Annotated in this window: 19 protein-coding genes; 11 read left to right on the forward strand and 8 right to left on the reverse strand. The window is 48.0% G+C overall.

Features of this window, described 5'->3' with window-relative positions:
• Positions 1-168 precede the first annotated feature (168 nt).
• The 3 genes from Q366_RS10985 (at position 169) to Q366_RS10990 (ending at position 4,312) form a co-directional block, all read left to right on the forward strand.
• Positions 169-1,455, forward strand: a complete 1,287-nt coding sequence (locus Q366_RS10985; protein ID WP_035238856.1) for an N-acetylmuramoyl-L-alanine amidase — start codon at positions 169-171, stop codon at positions 1,453-1,455.
• 71 nt (positions 1,456-1,526) lie between these two features.
• On the forward strand, positions 1,527-1,694 hold the full coding sequence (locus Q366_RS21300; protein WP_156968157.1) for a DUF2080 family transposase-associated protein: 168 nt from the start codon (positions 1,527-1,529) through the stop codon (positions 1,692-1,694).
• A gap of 824 nt (positions 1,695-2,518) precedes the next feature.
• Entirely contained in the window at positions 2,519-4,312 is a 1,794-nt protein-coding gene (locus Q366_RS10990) for an aminopeptidase P family protein (RefSeq protein ID WP_245619935.1), read from the forward strand.
• Positions 4,313-4,349: 37 nt separating this feature from the next.
• On the opposite strand, the gene Q366_RS10995 is transcribed toward Q366_RS10990, so the two are convergent.
• The 6 genes from Q366_RS10995 to rsxC form a co-directional block, all read right to left on the reverse strand.
• Complete coding sequence (locus Q366_RS10995) at positions 4,350-5,168, reverse strand: RnfABCDGE type electron transport complex subunit B (protein WP_051957994.1); 819 nt, start codon at positions 5,166-5,168, stop codon at positions 4,350-4,352.
• Positions 5,165-5,947, reverse strand: a complete 783-nt coding sequence (locus Q366_RS11000; RefSeq protein ID WP_051957995.1) for an electron transport complex protein RnfA — start codon at positions 5,945-5,947, stop codon at positions 5,165-5,167. The genes Q366_RS10995 and Q366_RS11000 overlap by 4 nt, the downstream gene beginning before the upstream one ends.
• Positions 5,948-5,984: 37 nt before the next feature.
• A complete protein-coding gene (rsxE, locus tag Q366_RS11005) occupies positions 5,985-6,602 on the reverse strand; it encodes an electron transport complex subunit RsxE (RefSeq protein ID WP_035238857.1) in 618 nt (205 codons plus the stop codon).
• On the reverse strand, positions 6,602-7,297 hold the full coding sequence (locus Q366_RS11010) for an RnfABCDGE type electron transport complex subunit G (RefSeq protein ID WP_035238858.1): 696 nt from the start codon (positions 7,295-7,297) through the stop codon (positions 6,602-6,604). Before Q366_RS11010 ends, rsxE begins: the two co-directional genes overlap by 1 nt.
• Before the next feature lie 4 nt (positions 7,298-7,301).
• Positions 7,302-8,318: an RnfABCDGE type electron transport complex subunit D gene (locus Q366_RS11015; protein WP_035238859.1), complete on the reverse strand. Its 1,017-nt coding sequence runs from the start codon at positions 8,316-8,318 to the stop codon at positions 7,302-7,304.
• Between the two features lie 71 nt (positions 8,319-8,389).
• Positions 8,390-9,760 (reverse strand): electron transport complex subunit RsxC, encoded by a 1,371-nt coding sequence (gene rsxC, locus Q366_RS11020; RefSeq protein WP_035238860.1) that lies wholly within the window; start codon positions 9,758-9,760, stop codon positions 8,390-8,392.
• A gap of 296 nt (positions 9,761-10,056) precedes the next feature.
• Between rsxC and Q366_RS11025 the strand changes: the two genes are divergently transcribed.
• The 3 genes from Q366_RS11025 (at position 10,057) to hutH (ending at position 13,111) form a co-directional block, all read left to right on the forward strand.
• The gene (locus Q366_RS11025; RefSeq protein ID WP_035238861.1) at positions 10,057-10,488 is read left to right on the forward strand and encodes a flavodoxin domain-containing protein; all 432 of its coding nucleotides are present in this window, start codon (positions 10,057-10,059) and stop codon (positions 10,486-10,488) included.
• 277 nt (positions 10,489-10,765) lie between these two features.
• Entirely contained in the window at positions 10,766-11,356 is a 591-nt protein-coding gene (locus Q366_RS11030; RefSeq protein ID WP_035238862.1) for a Uma2 family endonuclease, read from the forward strand.
• 219 nt (positions 11,357-11,575) lie between these two features.
• Complete coding sequence (gene hutH, locus Q366_RS11035; protein WP_035238863.1) at positions 11,576-13,111, forward strand: histidine ammonia-lyase; 1,536 nt, start codon at positions 11,576-11,578, stop codon at positions 13,109-13,111.
• On the opposite strand, the gene murJ is transcribed toward hutH, so the two are convergent.
• Positions 13,108-14,697 carry a murein biosynthesis integral membrane protein MurJ gene (gene murJ / locus Q366_RS11040; protein ID WP_035238925.1) on the reverse strand — a complete coding sequence of 530 codons (1,590 nt, stop codon included), beginning with the start codon at positions 14,695-14,697 and terminating at the stop codon, positions 13,108-13,110. The two genes, hutH and murJ, sit on opposite strands and share 4 nt — an antisense overlap.
• 320 nt (positions 14,698-15,017) lie before the next feature.
• Here murJ and Q366_RS11045 point away from each other — a divergent pair, with 320 nt between their 5' ends.
• The 5 genes from Q366_RS11045 to Q366_RS11065 all read left to right on the forward strand — a co-directional run bounded on the left by Q366_RS11045 (position 15,018) and on the right by Q366_RS11065 (position 20,913).
• Positions 15,018-15,410, forward strand: coding sequence for a universal stress protein (locus tag Q366_RS11045; protein ID WP_035238864.1), 393 nt, complete (start codon positions 15,018-15,020; stop codon positions 15,408-15,410).
• A 237-nt stretch (positions 15,411-15,647) separates the two neighbouring features.
• Positions 15,648-16,559: an ArsR/SmtB family transcription factor gene (locus Q366_RS11050; protein WP_035238865.1), complete on the forward strand. Its 912-nt coding sequence runs from the start codon at positions 15,648-15,650 to the stop codon at positions 16,557-16,559.
• Positions 16,560-16,569: 10 nt separating this feature from the next.
• Complete coding sequence (locus Q366_RS11055; RefSeq protein WP_035238866.1) at positions 16,570-18,021, forward strand: mannose-1-phosphate guanylyltransferase/mannose-6-phosphate isomerase; 1,452 nt, start codon at positions 16,570-16,572, stop codon at positions 18,019-18,021.
• Positions 18,022-18,130: 109 nt separating this feature from the next.
• Complete coding sequence (locus tag Q366_RS11060) at positions 18,131-18,658, forward strand: YqgE/AlgH family protein (RefSeq protein WP_035238867.1); 528 nt, start codon at positions 18,131-18,133, stop codon at positions 18,656-18,658.
• Between the two features lie 11 nt (positions 18,659-18,669).
• Positions 18,670-20,913 (forward strand): dynamin family protein, encoded by a 2,244-nt coding sequence (locus Q366_RS11065; RefSeq protein ID WP_035238868.1) that lies wholly within the window; start codon positions 18,670-18,672, stop codon positions 20,911-20,913.
• Between the two features lie 47 nt (positions 20,914-20,960).
• Here the strand turns inward: Q366_RS11065 and Q366_RS11070 are convergent, their stop codons facing one another.
• Positions 20,961-22,523, reverse strand: a complete 1,563-nt coding sequence (locus tag Q366_RS11070; RefSeq protein ID WP_035238869.1) for a sigma 54-interacting transcriptional regulator — start codon at positions 22,521-22,523, stop codon at positions 20,961-20,963.
• Between the last annotated feature and the right edge of the window lie 102 nt (positions 22,524-22,625).

The raw sequence follows: 22,625 nt of genomic DNA on the forward strand, positions 1-22,625 counted from the left end.
ACAAGGGCTTCTTTCTTCTTTTTTTGACGCTTTTTCACAGGCGTTGAATTCCTTTCCAAATTGGATCAGGCTGCCAAATCTTTGCAATATCGGACCGGTGCTGATATACTTTTTGTCCATGAGTATTGAATTTTGTGTCGACTTTTTTTTTCAAAGGTTTTTTCCCTGATGCCGATTATTCTGGTTCTGGTTGTCATGCTGTTGACCCCGGTTCCGGGCTGGACCGCACAAATTTATTCCCGGTCAGACCTTGTCCGTTTCCAAAGCCGTATTATCGATTATAGCTCCCGGATCAATCCACGATTTCAAAAAAGAGTGCGCGCCAGTACGAAACTGATCATCGTGCATACCTCCGAGCTGGGCCTTGAAAGCACCTTAAGGGTGGTTTCAAGGGGAAAGCAGTTTAAAAACGGAAGTAGTACGCCTGGCGGGCACGCCAATTATGTGGTTGCCAGGAACGGAATGGTTTACCGGATTCTGGATAAACAATATCGGGCTGACCATGCTGGCCTGTCCATGTGGAACGGGGTGTCCAATGTCAGCGATATCTCTGTGGGTATTGAATTTGTGGGATACCATTATGCCCCCCTGACCGACAGTCAGTACAGGTCTGCCAGACAGTTGCTTTTTATCCTTAAGCGGGCCTATGGCCTGCGGGACAAAGATATTCTGACTCACAGTCAGATTGCCTACGGCAGACCCAATCCATGGTTCCCCAAAAATCACAGGGGACGTAAACGGTGTGCAAAAAATTTTGACAGGATCCGGGCAGGGCTCGGGTCGACCTGGCCTTATGATCCTGATGTCATGGCGGGTCGTCTTACACCGGATCCCATACTGGTTCAGGTTTTTTATTCTGATCCCAATATTGCTGTTTATACCGGAAAAAAGGCGCCCCAGGTACTGGCGTCCGATGTCATTTCAAAACTCAATTCTGCCTGGGCCATTGCCGGTGAAGATTATGATGCCCCCAACACAGTCTACGTTCTGCCCGGCGGTAAAACCCTGGCCGGAGACAGGGTTGCCGCGCGTTTAGGCTGGGATCATTTGCCCGTGGGAACAAAGGTGATACTCAACCAGGAGACGGAACAGATCCCTGAACAGGCGGAAAGCATCATAAAAACCATTTCCGGGCGGATGACAGCCTGGTCCCATGCCGGCGCGGCTTACCATGCGCCTTCCACGATTTATTTTCTTCCCTCTGACCGGATTCTGACGGGATGTGCGATTTCGGACTGGGATGATCTGCCGATAGGCACCCGTCTGGTGGTGGGGTATAAAGGCTCATTTGACGTGACAAAAGATAAGACCGCTTACAAGATAGCAGGAGCAAAGTATAAAGCCCCCGGAACCATTTACCATATTCCGGGCCGGGGTCCGGTCCAGGGCGACAGGATTTCGGATTTCAGCGATCTGCCTGAAGGAACGGGTATTTATCTGCCAATTAATCCTTAGGACCGTAATTTTTGCTCAATTTATTTCATCTGCTGCTCTTAGTTTGAATTGACAATAAAAAAAGGTGATGCATGAACGATAAAAAAGTGGAAGACCAGCCGGTGCGGCCCAGGGTAAAATTTGAGGTTTACGGTGAAGAGATGATCGAAAAACAAGTCAAGGCGTCCGGAAACAGTGGGCGGATTTATCTGCCGCCGAACTGGGTGGGTCATACTGTTAAAATCATAAAAGTGGAATAATCTAACCGAGAGCGAAACAGATTTATAAGAAACTATAGACAAGATGCAGGAAACAAGAGGGCGAAACGCCTGGAGCGCCTATTTTAGCCCCGCATTGTTGGTGTCTTGAATTTCATTCTTCGTTTGCGAGTTTTGGAAAAAATCCCGTATCGCAAAATATTGGATTTATTTCGTAAAAAAGTCAAAAAAAATCAGGGATTCCCCGATTGATTTGCCCTATCTGCCGTTGATATGATGTCACGCATGTGTGAAAGAGGGAAAAAATACAAAGAAATAATCAATTTCCTCTAAATAAAACCCATTTAAGATTGACGCAGGGAGGAAGGCAAATGATTGAAGCAACTGAAATCCAGGCACAAAGTGATATCTTTGATTTTCTAAGGATCATTGACGATGAAGCGCTATAACTTACAAGGACTGGCGAGATCGGCTCCGGTTCTGACTTCAGCGTACATTCCACCCATCAGTTAGATTCCGTTATTCAGTCCGAAACGGAGATTAAAGGAAAAGCTTGATTTCCTTTAATCTCTTCTCAGATTTATCTTTCTAATATTCCAGCACCGCTGAAAAGTTCCTTTTCAGCGGTGCTGACTTACTTTTGTCGGAATCTTTTACCGCTACCGCCTGATTGACAGCGCCAACGGTATTGTTTACTGTATCAATATTTACAAGAAACTAGAGACAAGATACAGGAAACAAGAGGGCCAAGCGCTTGGTACGTCCATTTTAGCCCCGCATTGTCGGTGTCTTTGGTTTCATTATTCGTTGTGGGGTTGCAGCCCATGTGAGTTATAAAAAAATCCACCAGGAATATAAAACCACCATTGAATACAGAATTGAATACAGAACAAGTGAACACACAAAACAAACTTTGCGCCCTGCGCCGGAAAATGGATGCAGCCGGGGTCAGTGCCGTGCTCATTCCCAATGCAGATCCCCATCAAAGCGAATATCTGGCCGGGCACTGGCAGACCCTGAAATGGCTGACCGGATTTTCCGGTTCTGCGGGCACAGCCGTGGTCACCCAAAAGGAGGCCGGGATGTGGACGGATTTTCGTTACTGGATCCAGGCCGCAACCCAATTGAATGGGTTTCAACTTTTCAGACAGGGAGATACAGGTATTCCGACTTTTGACAGGTGGCTGGCTGATACCTTGTCCGCCAATGACTGCATTGCCCTGGATGGAAAAATTGTATCTGCGGCCCAGGCCGGCAGTCTGAAAAAGAAATTTTCACAACAGGGTATTGTTGTGGACACCACCATGGACCTGATTTCCGATCTGTGGCTGGACAGACCCCCCATGCCCCGGACCCCGGCTTTTGAACTGGATGCAGTCTACGCCGGGCAGACCAGGAAAGAAAAATTTTCCCGCATACGAAAAAAAATGGCAGAGTACAATGCTGACTGCCATGTGCTTGCCGCCTTGGATGATATTGCCTGGACCTTTAATCTGAGGGGCGAAGATATTCACACCAATCCGGTAAATCTTTCCTTTGCCCTGGTCTTCATGGATAAAATCAGTTTATTCATTGATCAGGCCAAGGTCAGTACGGCACTTGGGACAACCCTTGACGCGGACGGCATTGACTTGTTTGATTACAATGCTTTTTACGATGCGATTCAGAACCTGGACAAAGAGACCAGGGTACTGCTTGATCCTGAACGGGTCTCGGATTTTGTTTACCAGGTCATAGACAAGCGCTCGAATATTATTGAGGCGCCAAACCCTTCGGTCTTGTTCAAATGCGTGAAAAATGAGGTTGAAATCTCCCATATCCGTGATACTGCGGTCAAAGACGGCCGGGCCGTGGTCAATTTTCTGCACTGGCTTTGTACCAGTGATGCACCCAAGACGGAGATTTGCGCCGCGGAACAGCTTTTGAAATTCCGCAAAGAACAAGCCGCTTTTATTCATCCTTCGTTTGATTCAATTATGGCGTTCAAGGAACACTCTGCCATCTGCCATTACAGTGCGCAACCGGAGACAGATCTGCCCTTAAGTCCTGATGCCATGTTTCTGACCGATTCCGGGGGCAATTACCTGACCGGAACCACGGACATTACACGCACCCTGCATCTGGGCGCGCCGACAAGCCAGGAAATCCGGGATTATACCCTGGTGCTCAAAGCCCATATTGCCGTTGCAACGGCGCGCTTCCCCGCCACTGCCCGGGGGTACCAGATAGATGCCATGGCCCGCCGGCACTTATGGCAGCAGGGACTTGACTTCGGCCACGGTACAGGCCACGGGGTGGGTTTTTTCCTTTGTGTACACGAAGGCCCGGCACGCTTAAGCGCCTTTCCCGTGGATATCGCGCTTGGGCCCGGCATGCTTTTGACCAACGAGCCGGGCCTTTACCGGGAAGGCCAATACGGGATCCGGCTTGAAAATATGGTTCTGGTAATCAAGGACAGGGACACGCAGTTCGGCAGCTTTTTAAAGTTTGAGAACATGACCTTCTGCCATTTTGAGCGCAATCTTGTGGATAAAACCATGCTCAACACAGAGGAACTCAACTGGATCAATGCGTATCACCGGATGGTTTATGAGCGGCTGGCACCAGGTCTTGACACGCCGGTCCGGCAATGGCTTGGACATAAGACCCAACCTATTTAAGGGCAGCCATTCGCCGGACCGATCAGCTTTTATTCTTTTATTCCACCGGGGCTCCCATGAAATGGATGCATCCGGTGGGGCATTTTTCCATGGCTTTCACGGCCTCTTCATGTTTCTGGGCTGAATAGTTGTCATAACTGCATTTAGACAGATTGTCCGAAATGGTGAAGAGATCCGACGCTTTTGCACAGGCTTTGCACCCTACGCATGCATTTTCACACGCGGCTTTGGCATCCTTTGCCTTGTCTTTATTGGAACAGGCCACCACAGGTATGATATCTTCCCTGAATCCTTCAATGGAAATAATACCCCTGGGGCAGACCTTGGTGCAGGCGCCGCAGCCAATACATTTTTTATAGTCCACCCGGGCAAGGCCGTCTAGGATATGGATGGCGTCGTAGTTGCAGGCCAGAACACAGTCGCCATACCCAAGGCACCCAAAGGTGCAGGCCTGGACCCCCGCCACCTGCTGGGCAGAAGCGCACCGCTGTTCCCCCATGTATTGGGTCCGCCCTAAACGACTGGACAATGGCGCGTTGCAATTGACGATGGCATGCAAAGGCACCACGTCGCCCACCTCGACACCCATGATATCGGCGATGGCTTTGGCACAGGCCTCGCCGCCCACCGTGCATTTGTTGACAGGAACATTGTCCGCGACGATGGCCACTGCATAGTCGCTGCACCCAATATAACCGCACCCGCCGCAGTTTGCACCGGGAAGTGCATCCCTGACCGCCTCTATCTTGGGTTCCACCTCAACCATAAATTTTTTATTGGCCCATCCCAGGACATAGGAAAAAATGATGGCCATGACCAGCATGCTTGCACCGGCAATACCAAGGGAAATCATCATGGCATTATCACTCCCTTGCAGTCTTTCGTATTGAGCAGGGCAACACGTTGGGGTTGCTCCTGAACCTGGGAAACATGGGGCACAGGCTTTAATGCCTTTTTGACACCGGAATCCACACCGGTAAATCCCATGAAGGCAATGGCTATAATCCCGCCGATGACCAGGGTAATGGCCGCCCCTTCAAAGGGCTTGGGAATATCGCAAAGTTCCAGTTCCTCCCGGATACCCGCCATAATCACGATGGCAATGGTGAATCCAAGTCCACCAAAAAGGGCCAGGGTCATGGCTTTCCCCAGATCCCACACCTCTTTGGGATTATCAACGCCCGCCACATGGCTCATGATGGTCAGGCAGGCAAACAGGATGGCGCAATTGGTCGTAATCAAAGGCAGAAATACCCCAAAGGACCGGTAAAGCGGTGGAAAAAATTTTTTAACATACATCTCCACAAACTGAACCGAAGAGGCAATGGCAAAAATATACACAATGTAACTGAGTACGGTCAGATCAATTTGTGCCGCCGCTTCAGGTGTGGTAAAAAAGCCGGCAATAAAGGCCGATACCGGGGCACCTGGGATCAGCACGAAAACAGTGATCCCCCAGGAGAGAAAGGCGGCAATACTCATGACAAAGGTCACGGCGCATCCCATGCCAAAGGCCATGTCCACCTTTTTGGACACCCCAACAAACGGGCAGATGCCCACAAAGTAATAAAATATAAAGTTATTAATTATCGATGCTGACAGGGCAATCAGCAGGATATCCACAAAATAGTCCATTAGACCCGCCTCAATTTTTGTAAATTTTCATCTAAATTTAATTGCGGGTTTGTTCCCGCTTAAAGTCGATATAGTTCACCAGCCCCAGCAGCAGACCCAGGGTGATGAATGCACCCGGGGGCAGTACCATGATGACCCAGTCCGGCCAAAAGGATGGCAGGACCCTGAATCCCATGAGCATGCCAGTGCCTAAAATCTCACGGATAGCGGCAATACTGGCCAGGGCCAGGCCGAACCCGATGGACTGGCCCAGGGCATCCGCCGCTGCAATAACCACATTCTGCTTGGACGCACACACCTCACACCGGCAGATGATCAGGCAGTTCACAATGATCAAAGGGATATAGGGGCCAAGGGTTTTACTCATCTGGAACATGTATGCGGCCAGAACCCTGTCCGCCACCGTCACAAAGGTAGCAATGGTCAGGGTAAAGACCACGATACGCAGATGGGGTTTTAACAGGTTTCGGATCAGGCTGATCACGACATTGGCGCAGACCAGAACAAAGGCCACGCAAACGGCCATGGTCAGGGCCGGTTTCATGCCGTTGGTAACAGCCAGGGTGGCACACAGCCCAAGAAGCTGCCGGTACACCGGGTTCTCGGGCAGAATTCCCTGTACAAATCTCTCCGTAGCTGTAGGTTGATCAGCCATCAGGAATGCTCCTTATTTTTACCGGGGTCCTCGGTTTGAACCGCCGGGGTTTTGCTATTGCTGGCAGGGTTGTCAGTGACCTGAAGCTGGGATGCTACATTGGCAACCGTCGTATTCACGATGCCGGTCACACTTCTTGAAGAGATCGTGGCGCCGGAAATGGCGTCGATTTCATCTTCTTTGGCCCCGCCCCCTTTAACAACGGAAAGGGTTTTCTCCGTGGATTTTTCCTTAAACTGACCCCGCCAGGCATCTTCCATAATCTTGGCACCCAGGCCGGGCGTCTCTTTCTGGTCCAGAACAAAAAGTCCTGTAATGTGCTTGCCCTGGGCATCAAGTCCCACCAGCAGCTCAATTTTATCCGCATATCCCTGACCATCAGCTTTGACCACATGCCCGACCATTTTCCCCTCCGGCAGCCAGACATCATACACGGTGTAAAATTTGGTGATTCCGTTTTTCTTGACGTCAATCACCCGTGACTTGATGGTCAGGGACTGATTATCAGCGGCAAGCTCAGCAGATAGATCCTCTCCGAGTACCAGTACGGGTATTTTTGCCATGGTCTCTTTGACCTTGTTCGCCTCAATCACAGGCCCGAGCTTTGCCTGGATCCCGGCAAGGGCCGTGCCGAACAGGGTGGCAAGAAGAAGTACCAGCCAGGCCTGGACCAAATTACTGTTTTTCAATGACATAATATCAGACCTCCCTTTGTCCCATGGGCTGGGGAATGGTCCAGCGGTTGATCAGCGGGGTCATGGCATTCATTATCAGCACGGCAAACATCACCCCTTCCGGATAACCGGAAAACAGGCGGATCACCATGATCAGGCAGCCGGTTCCCACGCCGAAAATCATTTTCCCTTTAGCCGTTAACGGAGATGTCACGGGATCCGTGGCAATGAAAAAGGCACCGAACATCAGTGCGCCTGCAAATAAATGGTGCAGCAGGAACAGTCCCTGATATCCCCCTGCGATGTCCGTAATTGCCGCGATCAGGGCAACGGTTATCAAAATGCTTGCAGGGATCTGCCAGGAAGCTGTTTTTCTGTAAATCAGATAGAGCCCCCCTAAAATACAGGCAATGGCACTGACCTCCCCGACAGACCCGTTGGTAACCCCCATAAACAATGGCGCAATACCCGTTTGAACGCCATTGAATTTCAATGCACTCAAGGGTGTTGCCCCGGATACGGCATCCACCAGTCCTGTTACATTTTCATAGGCACCCGCCCCCATGAGCTGGGCAAAGGCAATCATGACAAACGCCCTTCCCACCATGGCAGGGTTGAATATGTTCATGCCAACGCCGCCGAATATGATTTTTCCGATCCCGATGCCGACCACCGAGGCCAGCGCCCCCACAAACCAGGGGGCTGACCCCGGCATGGAAAGGCCTAAAATGATACCGGTGACCATGGCGGAACAATCTTTTAACGTAAAATATTTTCCCCTCATGCGGGCAAAGAGATATTCTGCCGCAAGGCAGGCCGCCACACAGACAATAAGCTGTTTAAGGGCATAGAACCGGAATAAATAAAGAGATACGGCAATGGCAGGTGACAACCCAAGGATCACATCGACCATCATCCTGCGTGTGCCGGCCCGGCTGTCTGAAATATGCGGGGACGGGGCCACGTGGATGAAAGGCGGCTTTCGTCCGGGCCTGTCTTCAGGCGACATGGCTGAATCTATCTGTCTATTTGTGTTTGACACGTTTTGTTCCTTGTATCACTTAATCTGTTGTCAATTAATTCTGTTGTCAAAAGGCGATTTCAGGCATGAAATCAGCGGCGTTCCCAGGCATTTACCTGGACCTTGCCTTCACGAATCAGCTGGACCAGGTTCAGCTTTGCCGGACATACATAGCTGCAGCATCCGCATTCAACACAGGCACGGATATGGTACTGGCTGGCAAGCTCGGGATTCTTGTACCGGGCTGCCAGAGCCAGCCTTGTGGGTACAAGGTTCATGGGGCAGGCATCCACACAGCGCCCGCAGCGCACGCAATGGGTCTCTTCAGCGCCCTTGTCGACCTCGTCACGGGTAAGCACTGTTAGCCCTGATGTGCCCTTGGTTACGGGGGCAGACAGATCTGAGAATGCAAATCCCATCATGGGGCCGCCGGAAATGATCCGGACCGCATCCGGCCTCAGGCCGCCGCAGAAGTCAACGACCTCGGCCAAAGATACCCCGATGGGCACAAAAATATTTTTCGGGTTGCAGATGCCACGGCCGGAAACACTGATAACCCTGTGTGTCAACGGTGCCCCCTTGATGATGCTGCGGGCCACTGTCGCCACGGTTTGCACGTTACTCACGGCAACACCTGCATCCGCCGGCAGGCCACCCAAAGGAATCTCAAGGCCTATCACTGCTTTTACAAGCTGTTTTTCACTTCCCTGGGGGTATTTGGTTTTCAGCACGGCAACCCGCACCACTGTCTGCTTGGCCGCATGTTGAAGCCGTCTGATTGCCTCGGGCTTATTGTCTTCAACACAGATGACAATTTCCCTGGCTGAGACAGCCCTGGCTGTCAGAAGCGCGCCGGTTACGATGGCCCCAGGCGCCTCAATCATAAGCCTGTAGTCACAGCTCAGATATGGCTCGCACTCACAGCCATTCACAATTAAGGTATCAATCGCCCGGGTATCGTTGGGCATCACCTTAACATGGGTGGGGAACGCTGCTCCGCCCAGGCCCACTATGCCGGATGCCTGAATCTTTTTCACAATGTCCATGGGCTCATAATTGGAAAAGCCGTGCCTGGGCCATTGTGTAAACTTCATCTCTTCCCAGATTTTTTCCGAAGGCGTCTGCTCGCCTTCCGCCTGGATGGTGATGGCTTCAAGACGCCTGCCGTTGGGCAGAGTCACCATTGCATTTTTTTTAACTTTTCCGGCAATTGGAGAGTGAATTGAGGCGGAAACAAAGGCCTCTCCCTTACCAACCATCTGCCCGTAACTGACCGTTTCTCCGGACGTGACAATTTGTTTGCAGGGAACTCCAAGATGCTGGAGCAGCGGCAGGGTAACTGTTCTGGGTGTTGCCATCACTTCAACAGTCATGTTGGCGGACAACGCTTTATTATCCGGTGGGTGAATCCCATGGGGAAAACTGCCGGTTCCCGGAAATCCCTTTAATTTAAATAAACCCATAAATTCCTGTACACCTTATTTCTGATCTACCGATACAGCTTCTAAAAAAAGTCCATACAAAAAATCGTAGATTTCCAGACTTTTTAATTTTTATCAAGCCCCAAATTAAAAAAATAATGAATTACTTGTCAATTATTAAAAATATCGATTGATTTTTCTTGGCTCTGCCATGGATTTATATTATTTTGTTATGGTTTTTAATTGTACGCCCCATGTAATAAATATAGTCAATGCCGTTAACGGGACAAAAAGTGGAACAATTTAAATTCAAATCATAGAAAAAATAGGGATAAAAAATGGGAACCATACTGATTGTTTATGCATCCAGAGTAGATGAAACAAAGGGAATAGCTGAATTAATCGCAGAGGGCGTTCGCCAGTCAGGGCATAAGGTAGAAGTTAAAACCGCTCAACAGATAGACACCGAAGAAGATTTAGTCGGGTATGATGCCTATGTATTCGGTTCCCCCACCTATCACGGGGAAATGCTGCCTTCCATGAAACAGGTTTTGTTCATGGCTGAGCGCGCACAGTTGAAGGATAAGCCGGGGGGGGCCTTTGGTGCCTATGGGTGGAGCGGAGAGGCCAATAAAAGAATATTTGATACAATGAACTATATTTTTAAAATGAAAATGGCATCCGGCCCTTTGATGATCAAGGCTTCCTGGGTCGAAGACGGCGTTGAAACTGCCCAGGACTACGGAAAAGAAATTTCAGAAATGATATAGATATGTTGGACCAGTGATCTGGTATCTTTTTTCAGACCCCCTCTTCAGGAGAGCCCAAATTTAAAGGGCTCAGAAGAAAGAAAATCTTCTCAGCCTTTTAAATATAGTGTCATGAATCTGGTTTTCTCATGCGTGGCCCATCTTATGATCAACCCCCAAAATCAAAACGGCTGCCGGGCTGCCACGGGAAGGTTGTGAATCTTGAATCTAAAAGATAGAATAGCCTAAATGCCCACGAACAACAGGGATAAAAGCAGCCCTGTAAGGAGAAGGAAACATGAACATACAACCGCAGGAAAAAACCATAATGACACCAGGGGAATATCTTATCCTTGAAAGAGCTTCGCTGGATATCAAACATGAATTTTATGATGGTGAAATCTTCGCTATGGTTGGGGCAAGCAGGCACCACAACCGTATCAATATGAATCTTGCGAGGGAATTAGGGATTAAATTCAAAGCAGATAATTTCCGTTGCGAAGCGTTCTCCAATGACATGCGTGTAAAAATTGAAAACAGCTATGTGTACCCGGATATTGTTATTACTTGTGGTGATGCAGAGTTTGAAGATAACGAGTTTGACACCCTGACAAACCCGGTTGTCATAATGGAAATTCTCTCAGATTCAACAGAACTTTTTGACAGGACGAAAAAGTTTTTTTATTATCGAAAAATCACCACGCTTCAAGAATATCTCCTTGTTTCTCAACATGAATATTGGGTTGAAAAGTACACACGCCAAAACGATATATGGAGGTATCAGTCATTCGAGGGGGCAGACCAGATTTTAAAAATTGAATCTTCTGATTGCAAACTGCCTTTATCTGAGATTTATTTGAATGTTGAATTTGAACAAAGGATGTCGTGAGTCCAGCACGTTTAGTGTCTTACTCCTCAGTTTTTGTCAAAAAAAAAAACAAGAAAATCCTACGGCCATTTTTAACAGATTCTCAATGAATGAGGCTAATATGACGTTCAAAACTTTGATTAGCCGTATGCCTTTGGGCATTACTTGATACCTATTCTGATTCGGTAACTTCCGGACAATTCCGTGCATTCGCAGCAACCGAAAATAAGGAAATAAAACATGATGAAGACTCCTGTTTTGCTGAATGGGCAGAATTTCACCCTTGATCAACTGGTTGATATTGCCCGTAAAGGCCGAACCGCTGCTGTTTCCGTAAACTCCGAAGCCCGGATTAAAAAGGCCCGCAGCCTGGTGGAACAATGGGTGAAAAAGGGTACGCGCATCTATGGTGTGACCACGGGATTCGGGGCATTGTCCGATGTTACCATCTCATTTGAGGACACAAAGACCTTGCAGCGTAATATTCTTTTATCCCATGCCGCAGGTGTGGGAAACTGCATGGATGATGATGTGGTCAGAGCCATGATGGCCTTGCGGATCAATGATTTCTGCCGGGGTAATTCCGGGCTGCGCCTTGAAACCATTAAAACCCTTGCCCATGTCCTCAATACCGGTATCATTCCGGTTGTCCCTGAGAAAGGGTCGGTGGGGGCCAGCGGCGACCTTGTGCCCATGGCCCATCTTTCCCTGGTACTCATCGGCGAAGGGCAAGCGTTTGTGGACGGGGTGCGCATGCCCGGGGCCCAGGCCCTGGCCGCAAAAAATATTGCGCCTGTGGAGCTTGGTGCAGGGGAAGGACTTGCTTTGATCAACGGCACCCAGTTCATGATTGCCCTGGGCTGTCTTGCGCTTCATGATGCGTTAAATCTTTGCAAACATGCTGATATTGCCGCCTCCATGAGCCTTGAAACCTTAATGGGTACGCGAACGGCCTTTGATCCCAGAATCCATAATGCCCGTCCCCATTTAGGACAGATGAAGGCGGCCTCCAACATGATGAAGATCACCCAGGATTCGGAAATTGTCTCCTCCCACGAGGACTGTTCAAGGGTTCAGGATGCGTATACCCTGCGCTGTTCACCCCAGGTCCACGGTGCATCCTGGGACGCTTTTGGTTATGTGGAACGGGTGATCCGGGTGGAGATGAACGCGTCCACGGAAAATCCGCTGATTTTTCCCGAATCCGAAGAGTTTCTTTCCGGGGGCAACTTCCATGGTCAGCCCCTGGCCCTGGCCTGTGATTTTTTAGGCATTGCCATTGCAGAACTTGCCAATATCTCCGAGCGCCGGGTTGAACGCCTGGTCAATCCCCAGCTCTCGGGGCTGCCCGCCTTTCTGATCAAGGACACAGGACTGAATTCCGGATTCATGATTGCCCAGTATGTCGCAGCCTCCCTGGTCTCTGAAAACAAGGTCCTTGCACACCCGGCTTGTGTGGACTCCATTCCAACATCGGCCAACAAGGAGGATCATGTCTCCATGGGCGCCATTGCCGCACGCAAATGCCGGGACATCGTGGAAAACACCACGCAGGTTATTGCCATTGAGCTTTTATGCGGTGCCCAGGCCATTGACCTGTTTACCAACCTGAAGGCCGGCAAAGGCACTATGGCTGCTTATGAAACTATCCGCAGCAAGGTGCCCTGCATGACAAAGGACCGGTTTCTGTCAGCAGATATTGCCGCTGTTAGAAAGCTTTTGCAAAGCGGCAGGATTGTCCGGGCAGTAGAGGATGCCGTAGGTAAGCTTTACTAGGTGGTGGGACGGCTTTTAACCAGGCCGGTTTTTGCCATCACCTTGGCATAAAGCGTGTTGACTTCCCTGATTTTAAAGAGTTTTCCAATGCCTGCCAGAATGATCAGAAATAATGTGCCGACAATCATACATATGAATATATGGGCAAAAAAACCAGGGGTCGGTATCAGATGAATAATTCCAATATATATCGTTTTTAAAATCAGCCATACCACGATACTGACCACGAACATTACACCAAAGAAAGCATATACTTTTGATCGTCCGGTATTTTGGGTTTTTCTGCTCCATACTTCAAATAATGCGCCTGTGGTAATGATCACGGACAAAGACAGCCCCAACGCCACGCCCTTGATCCCCATGGCTGTCATTGCAACATAGAGCAAGGGCAGGCTTAACGCCACGCACACAGTGGAAAAAATGGCAGGGAATAGTGTGTTTTGAACGGCAAAGAACCCCCGGGAAACAATGGTCTGGGCGGAAAAGGCAAATGCCCCTGCCATGAAATAGGGCAGCACCCCTGATGTCAGGGCCGCATCATGGGCGTCAAAGGCTCCGCGCTGGAATAAAATGGCCACAACCTCTTTGTTGAGAATCATAAAAACAACTGAGAAGGGCATCACAATAAAGATATATTTAAGGGTCTGGTTGATAAGGGTGTTCAGGGCGGAAAAATCTTTTTGTGCAGCAATTTTTGCCATGAACGGATAGGAGGCCACGCCAACCGCATTGCCGAAAAGCCCCACCAGTATAAACATGATGCGCAGGGCGTAATTCATGGCTGAAATGCTTCCCTCACTTAAAAACGAGCCAAAGAATTTCATCAGGATTTCCGTGGAAAAGGTCATGGTCAGTCCAAGCATCAGGGGTAAAGTTAACAATACGTATTTGATCACATCAGGATGCCTGAAATTAAAATTGGGCATATAGATAAGTCCCACCCTTTTCGCCCCGAACAACTGAAGCAGAAAACTGCCGAAGAAAGCGCCGGCAAGCACCCCCCAGGCAAATCCTTCCATACCCAGAACCGGATACAGGAGTATCCCGCCCACAATAATGCCGGTATTGTAAATCAATGGTGCAAGGGCCGGGAAAACAAACCGCTCCTTTGAATACTGAACAGCATTGAACAGTCCCCCGGCAAAAAAGAAAAACTGGGCCGGGATAATGATCCGGGTCATGCGTACGGCAAGGTCAAAGGCCGGGCCGTTTTTAAGTCCCGGGGCAAGGACGCAAATCAGTTGTGGGGCAAAAACCATGGAAAGACAGATGAAAATAAGAAGACCGGCGCCAAAGCAGTTCAGAATAACGGAAAAAACCCGGTATCCTTCCTGTTCGTTATTTTCAACAAGATACCGGGTAAAGATGGGGATAAAGGTAATGGATAAAAAACCTGACGCCACCACATGGTTTAAAATTTCAGGAATCACAAATGCCACCTGGTAAGCGTCAACGCCTGCACTTGCACCGCCCATCCAGGCAATGGCGGTTTCGCGCACAAGACCGATGATCCTGCTGGCAAATACCGATGCCATCATGATAAACGAGGCAAATCCGATTTTTTTTAAGGTGGAGGTCTGTGTCATAGTTTGGAATCCAATGCAAGCTTTATTATCGTGCCTATCATAAAATATACCCGGGTAAAAGACGGACTGAAACACAGCCTGCATATACAATAAATTGCATTAAATTGTCATTCCTTAAAAGTGAATGACAAGAAACCGGAAATAACAGGTTTGGGTGTCATCCTGCTGATTATCGGCACCTTTATCTGCAAGAATTGGCATTTTAACCTTGTTAAACACGGTTTGATCCATTATTTATTATCATTGCTTTTTTCAAGTATTGTTGTTTGTTTATGATATCGGGTTGACAAAAAATAAGTGACAAAAAAAGAGAGGACCATATGAAAATTCTCATTGGATATAAAGGCGTCAATATCGGCCAGGAACTGCTCAAGCTTGGGGCTGAACATGCAAAGGCATTTAATGCCACCGTACTGATTGTCACTTCAATGTTAGAGGGAACTGAAAGGGAGCAGGAAAAAATTCTGGAAGCAGAAAATAACCTGGACCAGGCCCAAGTCTTTTTCGAAAACCAGGGAATAGCCTGTGAAAAACATCTTCTGATCCGTGGCATGGAGGCAGGGGAGGATGTTGTTGCATTTGCAAATGAAAAAGAAGTGGACGAAATTATCATTGGCGTTAAAAGTCGTTCAAAGGTGGGGAAACTATTGTTTGGTTCCACGGCTCAAACGGTGATATTAGAAGCCGATTGCCCGGTCATCACCGTAAGATAAACGTCATTTCATCTATTGTTTTTGGGCAGCACGTGTCGATTGCTGCCCATTATTTTTGTTTCATCGTGATCAAATCCCACGCTGTTTATTTATCATTTCTGTCCGCTTTTCTATTTTTATTCCAAATTTTATTGTCTTGATTTTTTATCACTGCTTGAGATTTGGGACTAATATGGTAAAACAATGCATATTTTAACAATGATATAATTTATCCGAAATGGGTTACCCAGCGTTTTTATGGACATAATTAAACAGTTTAAAGCCTTATCTGATCCCACCCGGCTGCGGCTTTTGTTTATCCTTGAGCATTTTGAACTCAATGTAAATGAAATTGTCTCCGTGGTGAGCATGGTGCAGTCCGGGGTGTCCCGGCATTTAAAAATTCTGCTTGACGCAGGACTTCTGGTCTCGCGCAAAGACGGCAGTTTTATTTATTATGCCACGGACAAAAACGGAGACAACCGGGAACTTGTTGTCCTTGCCTTAAAACAGCTTGAAAACGACCCGGTATTGCAGGAAGATCTTGCTCGTACACAGCAATGTATTGTATTAAGAAAAAATAGATCCAGACGCTTTTTCAGAACTGCTGCCCCGCGGTGGGACCGCTTAAAAAAAACAGTTCTTGGTGATTTTAATCCCAACCCTGTGTTTGAACGCCATCTCCAGGAGGCGTCAATTATTGCTGATCTTGGCTGCGGTACTGGTGAGATGCTTGCCGGTCTCCTTGGCAGGGGTGAAAAGACCCTGATCGGTGTGGATGCCTCCCACGAAATGCTTGAACAGGCAAGGCTTCGACTGCCCGAAAGGCCGAATTTAGAGCTTCGCATCGGAGAACTGGAACATCTTCCCATGCGTGAACAGGAGGCAGATGCGGCGCTGATGAGCATGGTATTGTACCATGTATCCGAACCTGAAAAAGCGATCCGGGAGGTGTACCGGATCCTTAGCCCCGGAGGCTTGTTTCTTCTGGCGGATTTTTTAAAACACGACCAGGAACAGATCAAAGATATTATCGGTGGCGTCTGGCTGGGGTTTACCCGGCAGCAGATCTCAGGGTGGCTGGGCAGAACCGGTTTTAATCTTAAGCAAATTGAATCTTATCCCGTTGAAAAGACATTAACCCTAACCTTTTATCTTGCACAAAAATAATGGAGAAACAATGATTTATCCCGTTATCCTGGCCGGCGGTTCCGGAACCCGGCTGTGGCCCATGTCCAGGTCTTTGTACCCCAAACAGCTCATTAATCTGTGCAACACCCATACCATGCTGCAGAATACCCTTTTGCGGTTGTCAGGCCTTAACGATCTTGGCGACCCGGTAATTATATGCAATGAAAACCATAGATTCATGACCGCAGAGCAGATCCGCCGAATTGATATTAATGATTTTAAGATCATTCTTGAACCGGCTGCCAGAAATACTGCCCCGGCCATTGCCCTGGCAGCCTTGGTCATTGATGACAATCTTAAGGCACAGCAACAGGACGACCCGGTGATGCTGGTATTGCCTGCAGATCATGAAATTAAAAATATTGAATCGTTTCATGACATCATTCAATCGGGTGCGCAACTGGCCCGGCAGGGAAAACTGGTTACCTTCGGCATAGTGCCCTCATCACCGGAAACAGGATACGGGTACATCAAAAAAGGAACCAGACTCGACAATCCGGCTCCGGCCTTCATGATTGAGCGGTTTGTGGAAAAACCTGACTATGGTACAGCGGTTTCCTATCTTGAATCAGGCGATTTCTGCTGGAATTCAGGCATGTTCATGTTCAAGGCCTCTGCCGTTATTTCCGAACTTGGGGCATTTGCCCCGGACATGCTTAAAAAATGCCGCACAGCCATTAAAAATGGAAACATGGACCTGGATTTTTTCAGGGTGGACAAAGCGGCATTTGAAGCTATTTCAGAGGATTCCATTGACTACGCAGTTATGGAAAAAACAGACAAAGGTGTTGTGATTGCCCTTGATGCCGGATGGAATGACCTTGGCTCCTTTGACGCGTTGTGGCAAACCGGTGACAAGGATGAACTCAATAATGTGACCAGCGGAGATGTGCTGATACACAATGTCACAGATACGTATATCCATTCTGACAACCGTCTTGTGGCAGCCGTAGGCCTTGAAAAATTTGTGATTGTGGATACCAAGGATGCTTTGCTGGTGGCCCCCCGGGATCAGGTTCAGGATGTAAAAAAAATAGTTGCCCAATTAAAAGCGAAAAACAGAGTGGAAGCTGTTTCCCATGCCAAAGTTTACCGCCCCTGGGGGGATTATGAAACCATAGATATGGCGGACAGGTACCAGGTAAAGCGCATCACCGTAAAACCCGGTGCAAAGCTGTCTTTGCAGAAACACTATCACCGGGCTGAGCACTGGACCGTTGTATCCGGGACAGCCATTGTCACCAAAGGCACTGAAGAGATCCTGTTAAATGAAGACCAGTCTGTTTACATACCCCTTGGCACCATGCACCGGCTTGAAAATCCGGGTAAGATTCTTCTGGAACTGATAGAAGTACAGTCCGGTCCATACCTGGGTGAGGATGATATTGTCAGGTTTGATGATGTATACGGACGTGGAAAAAGACCGGATACCGATAAATAAATTATTGCAAATCAAATAAAAATATTTGAAACTGACGCCCTGTTTGTAATATTAAGACTGATAACAATCAAGGATATAACATGCCGGTCGGCAGCATGGAGAAGAATTGATGAACGACCAGATTACGGAAAATATGAAAGGAAGATTCATCATGGCCATACCCGGCCTGCCAGATCCCAATTTCTCACAAACCGTTTCCTGTCTTTGTGAACACAATGAATCCGGTGCTCTTGGCTTTATTATTAATAAAGTTCACCCCTTACTCACCGGCCGGGAGCTTTTTGAGGATTTGGGCATTCCCTGCAATCAGAGTATCGATAAAATAGATATTTTCCTTGGCGGCCCTGTCCAGCCTTCAGGGGTATTTGTTCTTCACTGCGGCCCGTTTCAGTGGAATGAAACCCTTAAAATTTCCGACTGGCTGGCGTTGAGCAATTCCCGGGACATCCTGGAGGCCATTGCCCTGGGGCAGGGGCCTGACACCTTTATGATCCTTCTGGGTTGCGCCGGGTGGGGCCCCATGCAGTTAGACAATGAACTTGCCGATTCAGCCTGGCTCACCTGTGATCTATCCAGGGAAATCATGTTTGACACCAAGCCGGACCTGAAATATGAAAAAGCCATGATGCTGATCTGATTTGCCGGCCAATGACTTCACACCCCCAAGAATCCATAGCAAATTTAGTTTCTGATACCCTCTCTGTGATCGACAGTCTGGCAGCCGTTTCAAATAATTCTGATAAAAGCCTTGCCGAGAGCAGACAACTTTGCAGCAAAATTCCTTCCCACATCAATGAAGGGATTTTGCGCGTGGCCGTGGTCGGGGTGATCAAGTCAGGCAAAAGCACTTTTATTAACGCGATTTCGGGTAAAGAACTGGTCCAGCGCGGGGCAGGGGTGGTTACATCCATGACCACCCGTATCAGAAAGGGCAAAAAAAATAAGGCAATTATTCATTTTAAATCATGGGATACCATCAACAGGGAAATTGAAAGCTGTCTGGAAATGTTTCCCGGAAAGGACGACTCCCCGCCGTTTGATATCAGACGTACCCAGGACCGGCAGCAGCTGCGCCGTATTTTTGATACCATTGTATCTTCATTTCCGGTTACTTCCCGGGGACTGCGCCCTGAAGCACTGGTCATCCGCAATGCCCTTGACGGCTATAGACATTGTCTGGACGTTATCGGCTCCGATGAACAGACTATCAGTTTTGACACCAAATCTTTTGACGTTCACAAACAGTTTACAGCGGACCCGGCAAAGGCTTTTTATGTCAAAGACGTGTGTCTGGAGGTATATGGAAAAACCATTGATCCCAACGTTGAAATTGCCGATTGCCAGGGTGCTGATTCCACGGACCCTGCAGTCCTTGAAAAGATATTTTTCTATCTTGAGGCTGCCAACCTGATTGTTTACTGCATCTCGTCGCGCACAGGGCTTCGCCAGTCTGACATGGCATTTTTAAAACGGATAAAACGCTTTGGGCTGATGGAAAATATTCTTTTCATTTTCAACTGTGATTTAAGTGAACATGAGAGCTTGGACAACCTGAAAATGATTCGGGATAAAACCATTCAGGAACTAAAATTTCTGGTGCCGGAAGTCAGGCTCTTTTCTTTTTCAGCGCTGTATACGCTTTTTGATGCCCTTGGCAAGAAAGTTTCATCCAAAAACAGAAAACGCCTTGGGCTTTGGCAGGAGGACCGGGAAATGACCGCTTTTTGCACCAGCGAGTATACCCGGTTTCTTGCAGGATTTAATTTGATGTTTGAAGCGTCCCGGTTCAATCTGTTTTACGCCAATCACATCGAACGGCTTAAAATTGTAACCCATCTTCTTGCCGAAAAAATACAGATCCTCTTTGATGTCTTTTCCGCCGGAATTTTAGATCAGGAAAAGGCCAGAAAGCGTATTGCCGATTTTGAAGGCAGCGCCAGGCGTTTAAGGGTTATTGTTGACAACTCTGTTATGGGCGCAGTGTCAGCGCTTCGCAGGGAAATTGACTCCAACTTAAAAAATGCATTTCTCAAAAACAGCGAAAATATCAATGAACTTGTGACAAATTTTATCCGGCAGGCCCAAATTGATTCACAACCTTACAAGGAAGTTGTGAAGGAAGCCGGTTTTAAACAGATTCTGTATATGATGTTCCAGGACTTCAAGCGGGACCTTGACCTTTTTCTCCTTGAACAGATAGCCCCGGAACTCAAACAACTGGTGCGCATCCAGCAGGAACGCATCGCGTCCTATTTTAAATCGCTTCTGGATTCCTACCGCATTGACTATGTCGCCATGGGCTTTTCAGAGGAACGGGAAGACGACCGCTTTTCCCTTGCAATGATCAAAGAAGAGGAAGAATATTCCAGGGCAGCTGACCTTGAAAGTATCAAAAAAATCCTAGGACTGCACCTGCCGAACCAGATTCTTTCGCCTGAATATACCCGGATGATGCAGACCAATGCCGTGACCGATTTCAGTCTTCATTCATTGGTTTTGTTTGTATCTGCCATGATGGACAAACATGTTCGATTTTCCTTTACTCCCGGGCTTGACAGGGCGGCTGTCAAAATCAAAAAAAGAACGCTGACCATAATGCAGCGGCAGATAAGCGCTTATCATCGCAGTTTGAAATATGATTACTTTTTCCCTTTAATAGACGCGGTAACACGGGATTTTAAAGACAAAATTTCCCAGCGTTTTACCATGTACGAAACCTTGAACAAGGATATGGATGCGCTTTTCTGCCTTAAACAGGAGGAAAAAAACCAGCATCTTGCCATGATAAAAAAGGCGGAAAACGATATTATCCGGATACGGGCGCTTCTTGATGAATTCAGCATGGAATTTGGGGCAGGCGCATTTGAGTGCGCCGTAGAAACCTGTTTGTAGCAGATTTATACAATCTATTTTGTATTTGAATGATAACACCCAGGGAATCAGCTGTACTTTACAACCCTTCCAAAAGCAATATTCAGTTTTTTCATTCGTGCTCTTAGGGTAGAGGGATGCAAGTCAAGCCTGTCAGCTGCGCCACCCTTGCCTTCAATTCTTCCCTCAGTTTTTTTTAAAATAGATTGGATGTATTTTCGTGTCCAATGATCCAGTGCTTCAATATCATCCACATTATCGGCCGGCACCCTGTCCTGGTCTCTTTTCCAATCCCATGCAGGTTTTCGCATGGTCAGGGGAGGCAGAACATCGTGGAGATTCCCTGTTATCAACACACGTTCAAGTACGTTTTCCAACTCTCTCACATTACCGGGCCATGCATATTGTTGGAGCTGCCTCATGTAGTTTTCAGACAATTTCAGAGAGGGTCTTATTTTCAGTTCCTTTGATTTTTTGTCAATAAGATGGGTTACCAGGGCAGGAATATCCTCAGACCTTTGTCGTAACGGCGGAATCATTATTGGGAACACGTTAAGGCGGTACCAGAGATCTTTACGAAACCCACCGATCAGCGCCATATGTTCAAGGTTTTTGTGCGTGGCACTGATGACACGCACATCCACCGACAGGGGAGTTGTTCCCCCGACCCGCTCGATCTCCTTTTCCTGCAACACCCTCAAAAGCCTTACCTGGGCTGCCAATGGAAGTTCCCCTACCTCATCCAGGAATATCGTGCCGGTGTGTGCCCTTTCAAAGAGCCCTCTTTTTTGGGAAATAGCCCCGGTAAAGGAACCTTTTTCGTGGCCGAAAAGTTCGCTGTCAATCAGACCCTCGGGAATGGCGCCGCAGTTCACTTTAATCAGCGGGCAATCCTTTCTTCTGGATCCGCGATGGATGGCATTGGCCATGACCTCCTTGCCGACACCTGTCTCTCCCAGTAAAAGAACCGGACTGTTCATGGGTGCAACCTGCCTGATCAACCGCATCACATTGGACAGGCCGAAATCAGCACCGATAATCGTATCTCCGGTTATTTCTATCATTTTCCGATTCAGGTATTCGTTGTCATCTTTCAGCATGTGCTGCAGAAGCTGTATCTCCTGATGCTTCAAGACATTACTGATGGCGGAGATCAAGGGGGCATGGAATAAATTGACAAGACGGACATGAACGTCCATATACCTGCGTTTATCTCTTGCAAACAGAATAAAAGATCCAAGGCGTTTATTTTCAAGTTCAAGATCCATGTAGATGTGAGAAACATCTTGGCTCCAGATTAAAGAGCAGGCGGCTTTGACCTCGGGAGGCTCGCAATCAATATCATTAACCATGCGTACTCCAGGGGCCTCCTGCATTTTTCCCTTGAAAAAACTCCACATCTGGAAGGGAAAGTCGATTGTTCTGGAGGGCTTTTTCATATCCTCTGGAAACAATACTGCGTGCAGTCTGGCCTTGTTTATTTCGGGATCATACACGCCGAGCAGGATGCCGTCAGCAGGCATAATGGTTTGAAGATATGCCAGAAACCGCTGCAATGCCGTCTCAATATCAAGGCTGCTGAACAGGTGCAAAGTACCCTGTTTGAAAAAATCATTTTCGTTAATGCTCATCTTATACTCCCCCGGCTTGATCATCGAGTTGCACGACCCGCTGCCCGAGTATAACAGATAAACTTCTAAATAAAACAGTTTTGAAAGGCCATTTGCCATATT

Source organism: Desulfobacter vibrioformis DSM 8776 (assembly GCF_000745975.1).
Classification (GTDB): Bacteria; Desulfobacterota; Desulfobacteria; order Desulfobacterales; family Desulfobacteraceae; genus Desulfobacter; species Desulfobacter vibrioformis.

Bases quoted from the DNA above. Each gene is read 5' to 3' on its own strand.
- Q366_RS11060 (WP_035238867.1), top strand. From the start codon at position 18,131: ATGAACGACCAGATTACGGAAAATATGAAAGGAAGATTCATCATGGCC.
- rsxE (WP_035238857.1), bottom strand. From the start codon at position 6,602: ATGGCTGATCAACCTACAGCTACGGAGAGATTTGTACAGGGAATTCTG.
- Q366_RS11000 (WP_051957995.1), bottom strand. From the start codon at position 5,947: ATGGACTATTTTGTGGATATCCTGCTGATTGCCCTGTCAGCATCGATA.
- Q366_RS10985 (WP_035238856.1), top strand. From the start codon at position 169: ATGCCGATTATTCTGGTTCTGGTTGTCATGCTGTTGACCCCGGTTCCG.
- murJ (WP_035238925.1), bottom strand. From the start codon at position 14,697: ATGACACAGACCTCCACCTTAAAAAAAATCGGATTTGCCTCGTTTATC.
- Q366_RS11045 (WP_035238864.1), top strand. From the start codon at position 15,018: ATGAAAATTCTCATTGGATATAAAGGCGTCAATATCGGCCAGGAACTG.
- Q366_RS11030 (WP_035238862.1), top strand. From the start codon at position 10,766: ATGAACATACAACCGCAGGAAAAAACCATAATGACACCAGGGGAATAT.
- Q366_RS11070 (WP_035238869.1), bottom strand. From the start codon at position 22,523: ATGAGCATTAACGAAAATGATTTTTTCAAACAGGGTACTTTGCACCTG.
- Q366_RS11010 (WP_035238858.1), bottom strand. From the start codon at position 7,297: ATGTCATTGAAAAACAGTAATTTGGTCCAGGCCTGGCTGGTACTTCTT.
- Q366_RS11050 (WP_035238865.1), top strand. From the start codon at position 15,648: ATGGACATAATTAAACAGTTTAAAGCCTTATCTGATCCCACCCGGCTG.
- Q366_RS11025 (WP_035238861.1), top strand. From the start codon at position 10,057: ATGGGAACCATACTGATTGTTTATGCATCCAGAGTAGATGAAACAAAG.
- Q366_RS10995 (WP_051957994.1), bottom strand. From the start codon at position 5,168: ATGATGATTTCCCTTGGTATTGCCGGTGCAAGCATGCTGGTCATGGCC.
- hutH (WP_035238863.1), top strand. From the start codon at position 11,576: ATGATGAAGACTCCTGTTTTGCTGAATGGGCAGAATTTCACCCTTGAT.
- rsxC (WP_035238860.1), bottom strand. From the start codon at position 9,760: ATGGGTTTATTTAAATTAAAGGGATTTCCGGGAACCGGCAGTTTTCCC.
- Q366_RS11055 (WP_035238866.1), top strand. From the start codon at position 16,570: ATGATTTATCCCGTTATCCTGGCCGGCGGTTCCGGAACCCGGCTGTGG.
- Q366_RS11065 (WP_035238868.1), top strand. From the start codon at position 18,670: ATGACTTCACACCCCCAAGAATCCATAGCAAATTTAGTTTCTGATACC.
- Q366_RS21300 (WP_156968157.1), top strand. From the start codon at position 1,527: ATGAACGATAAAAAAGTGGAAGACCAGCCGGTGCGGCCCAGGGTAAAA.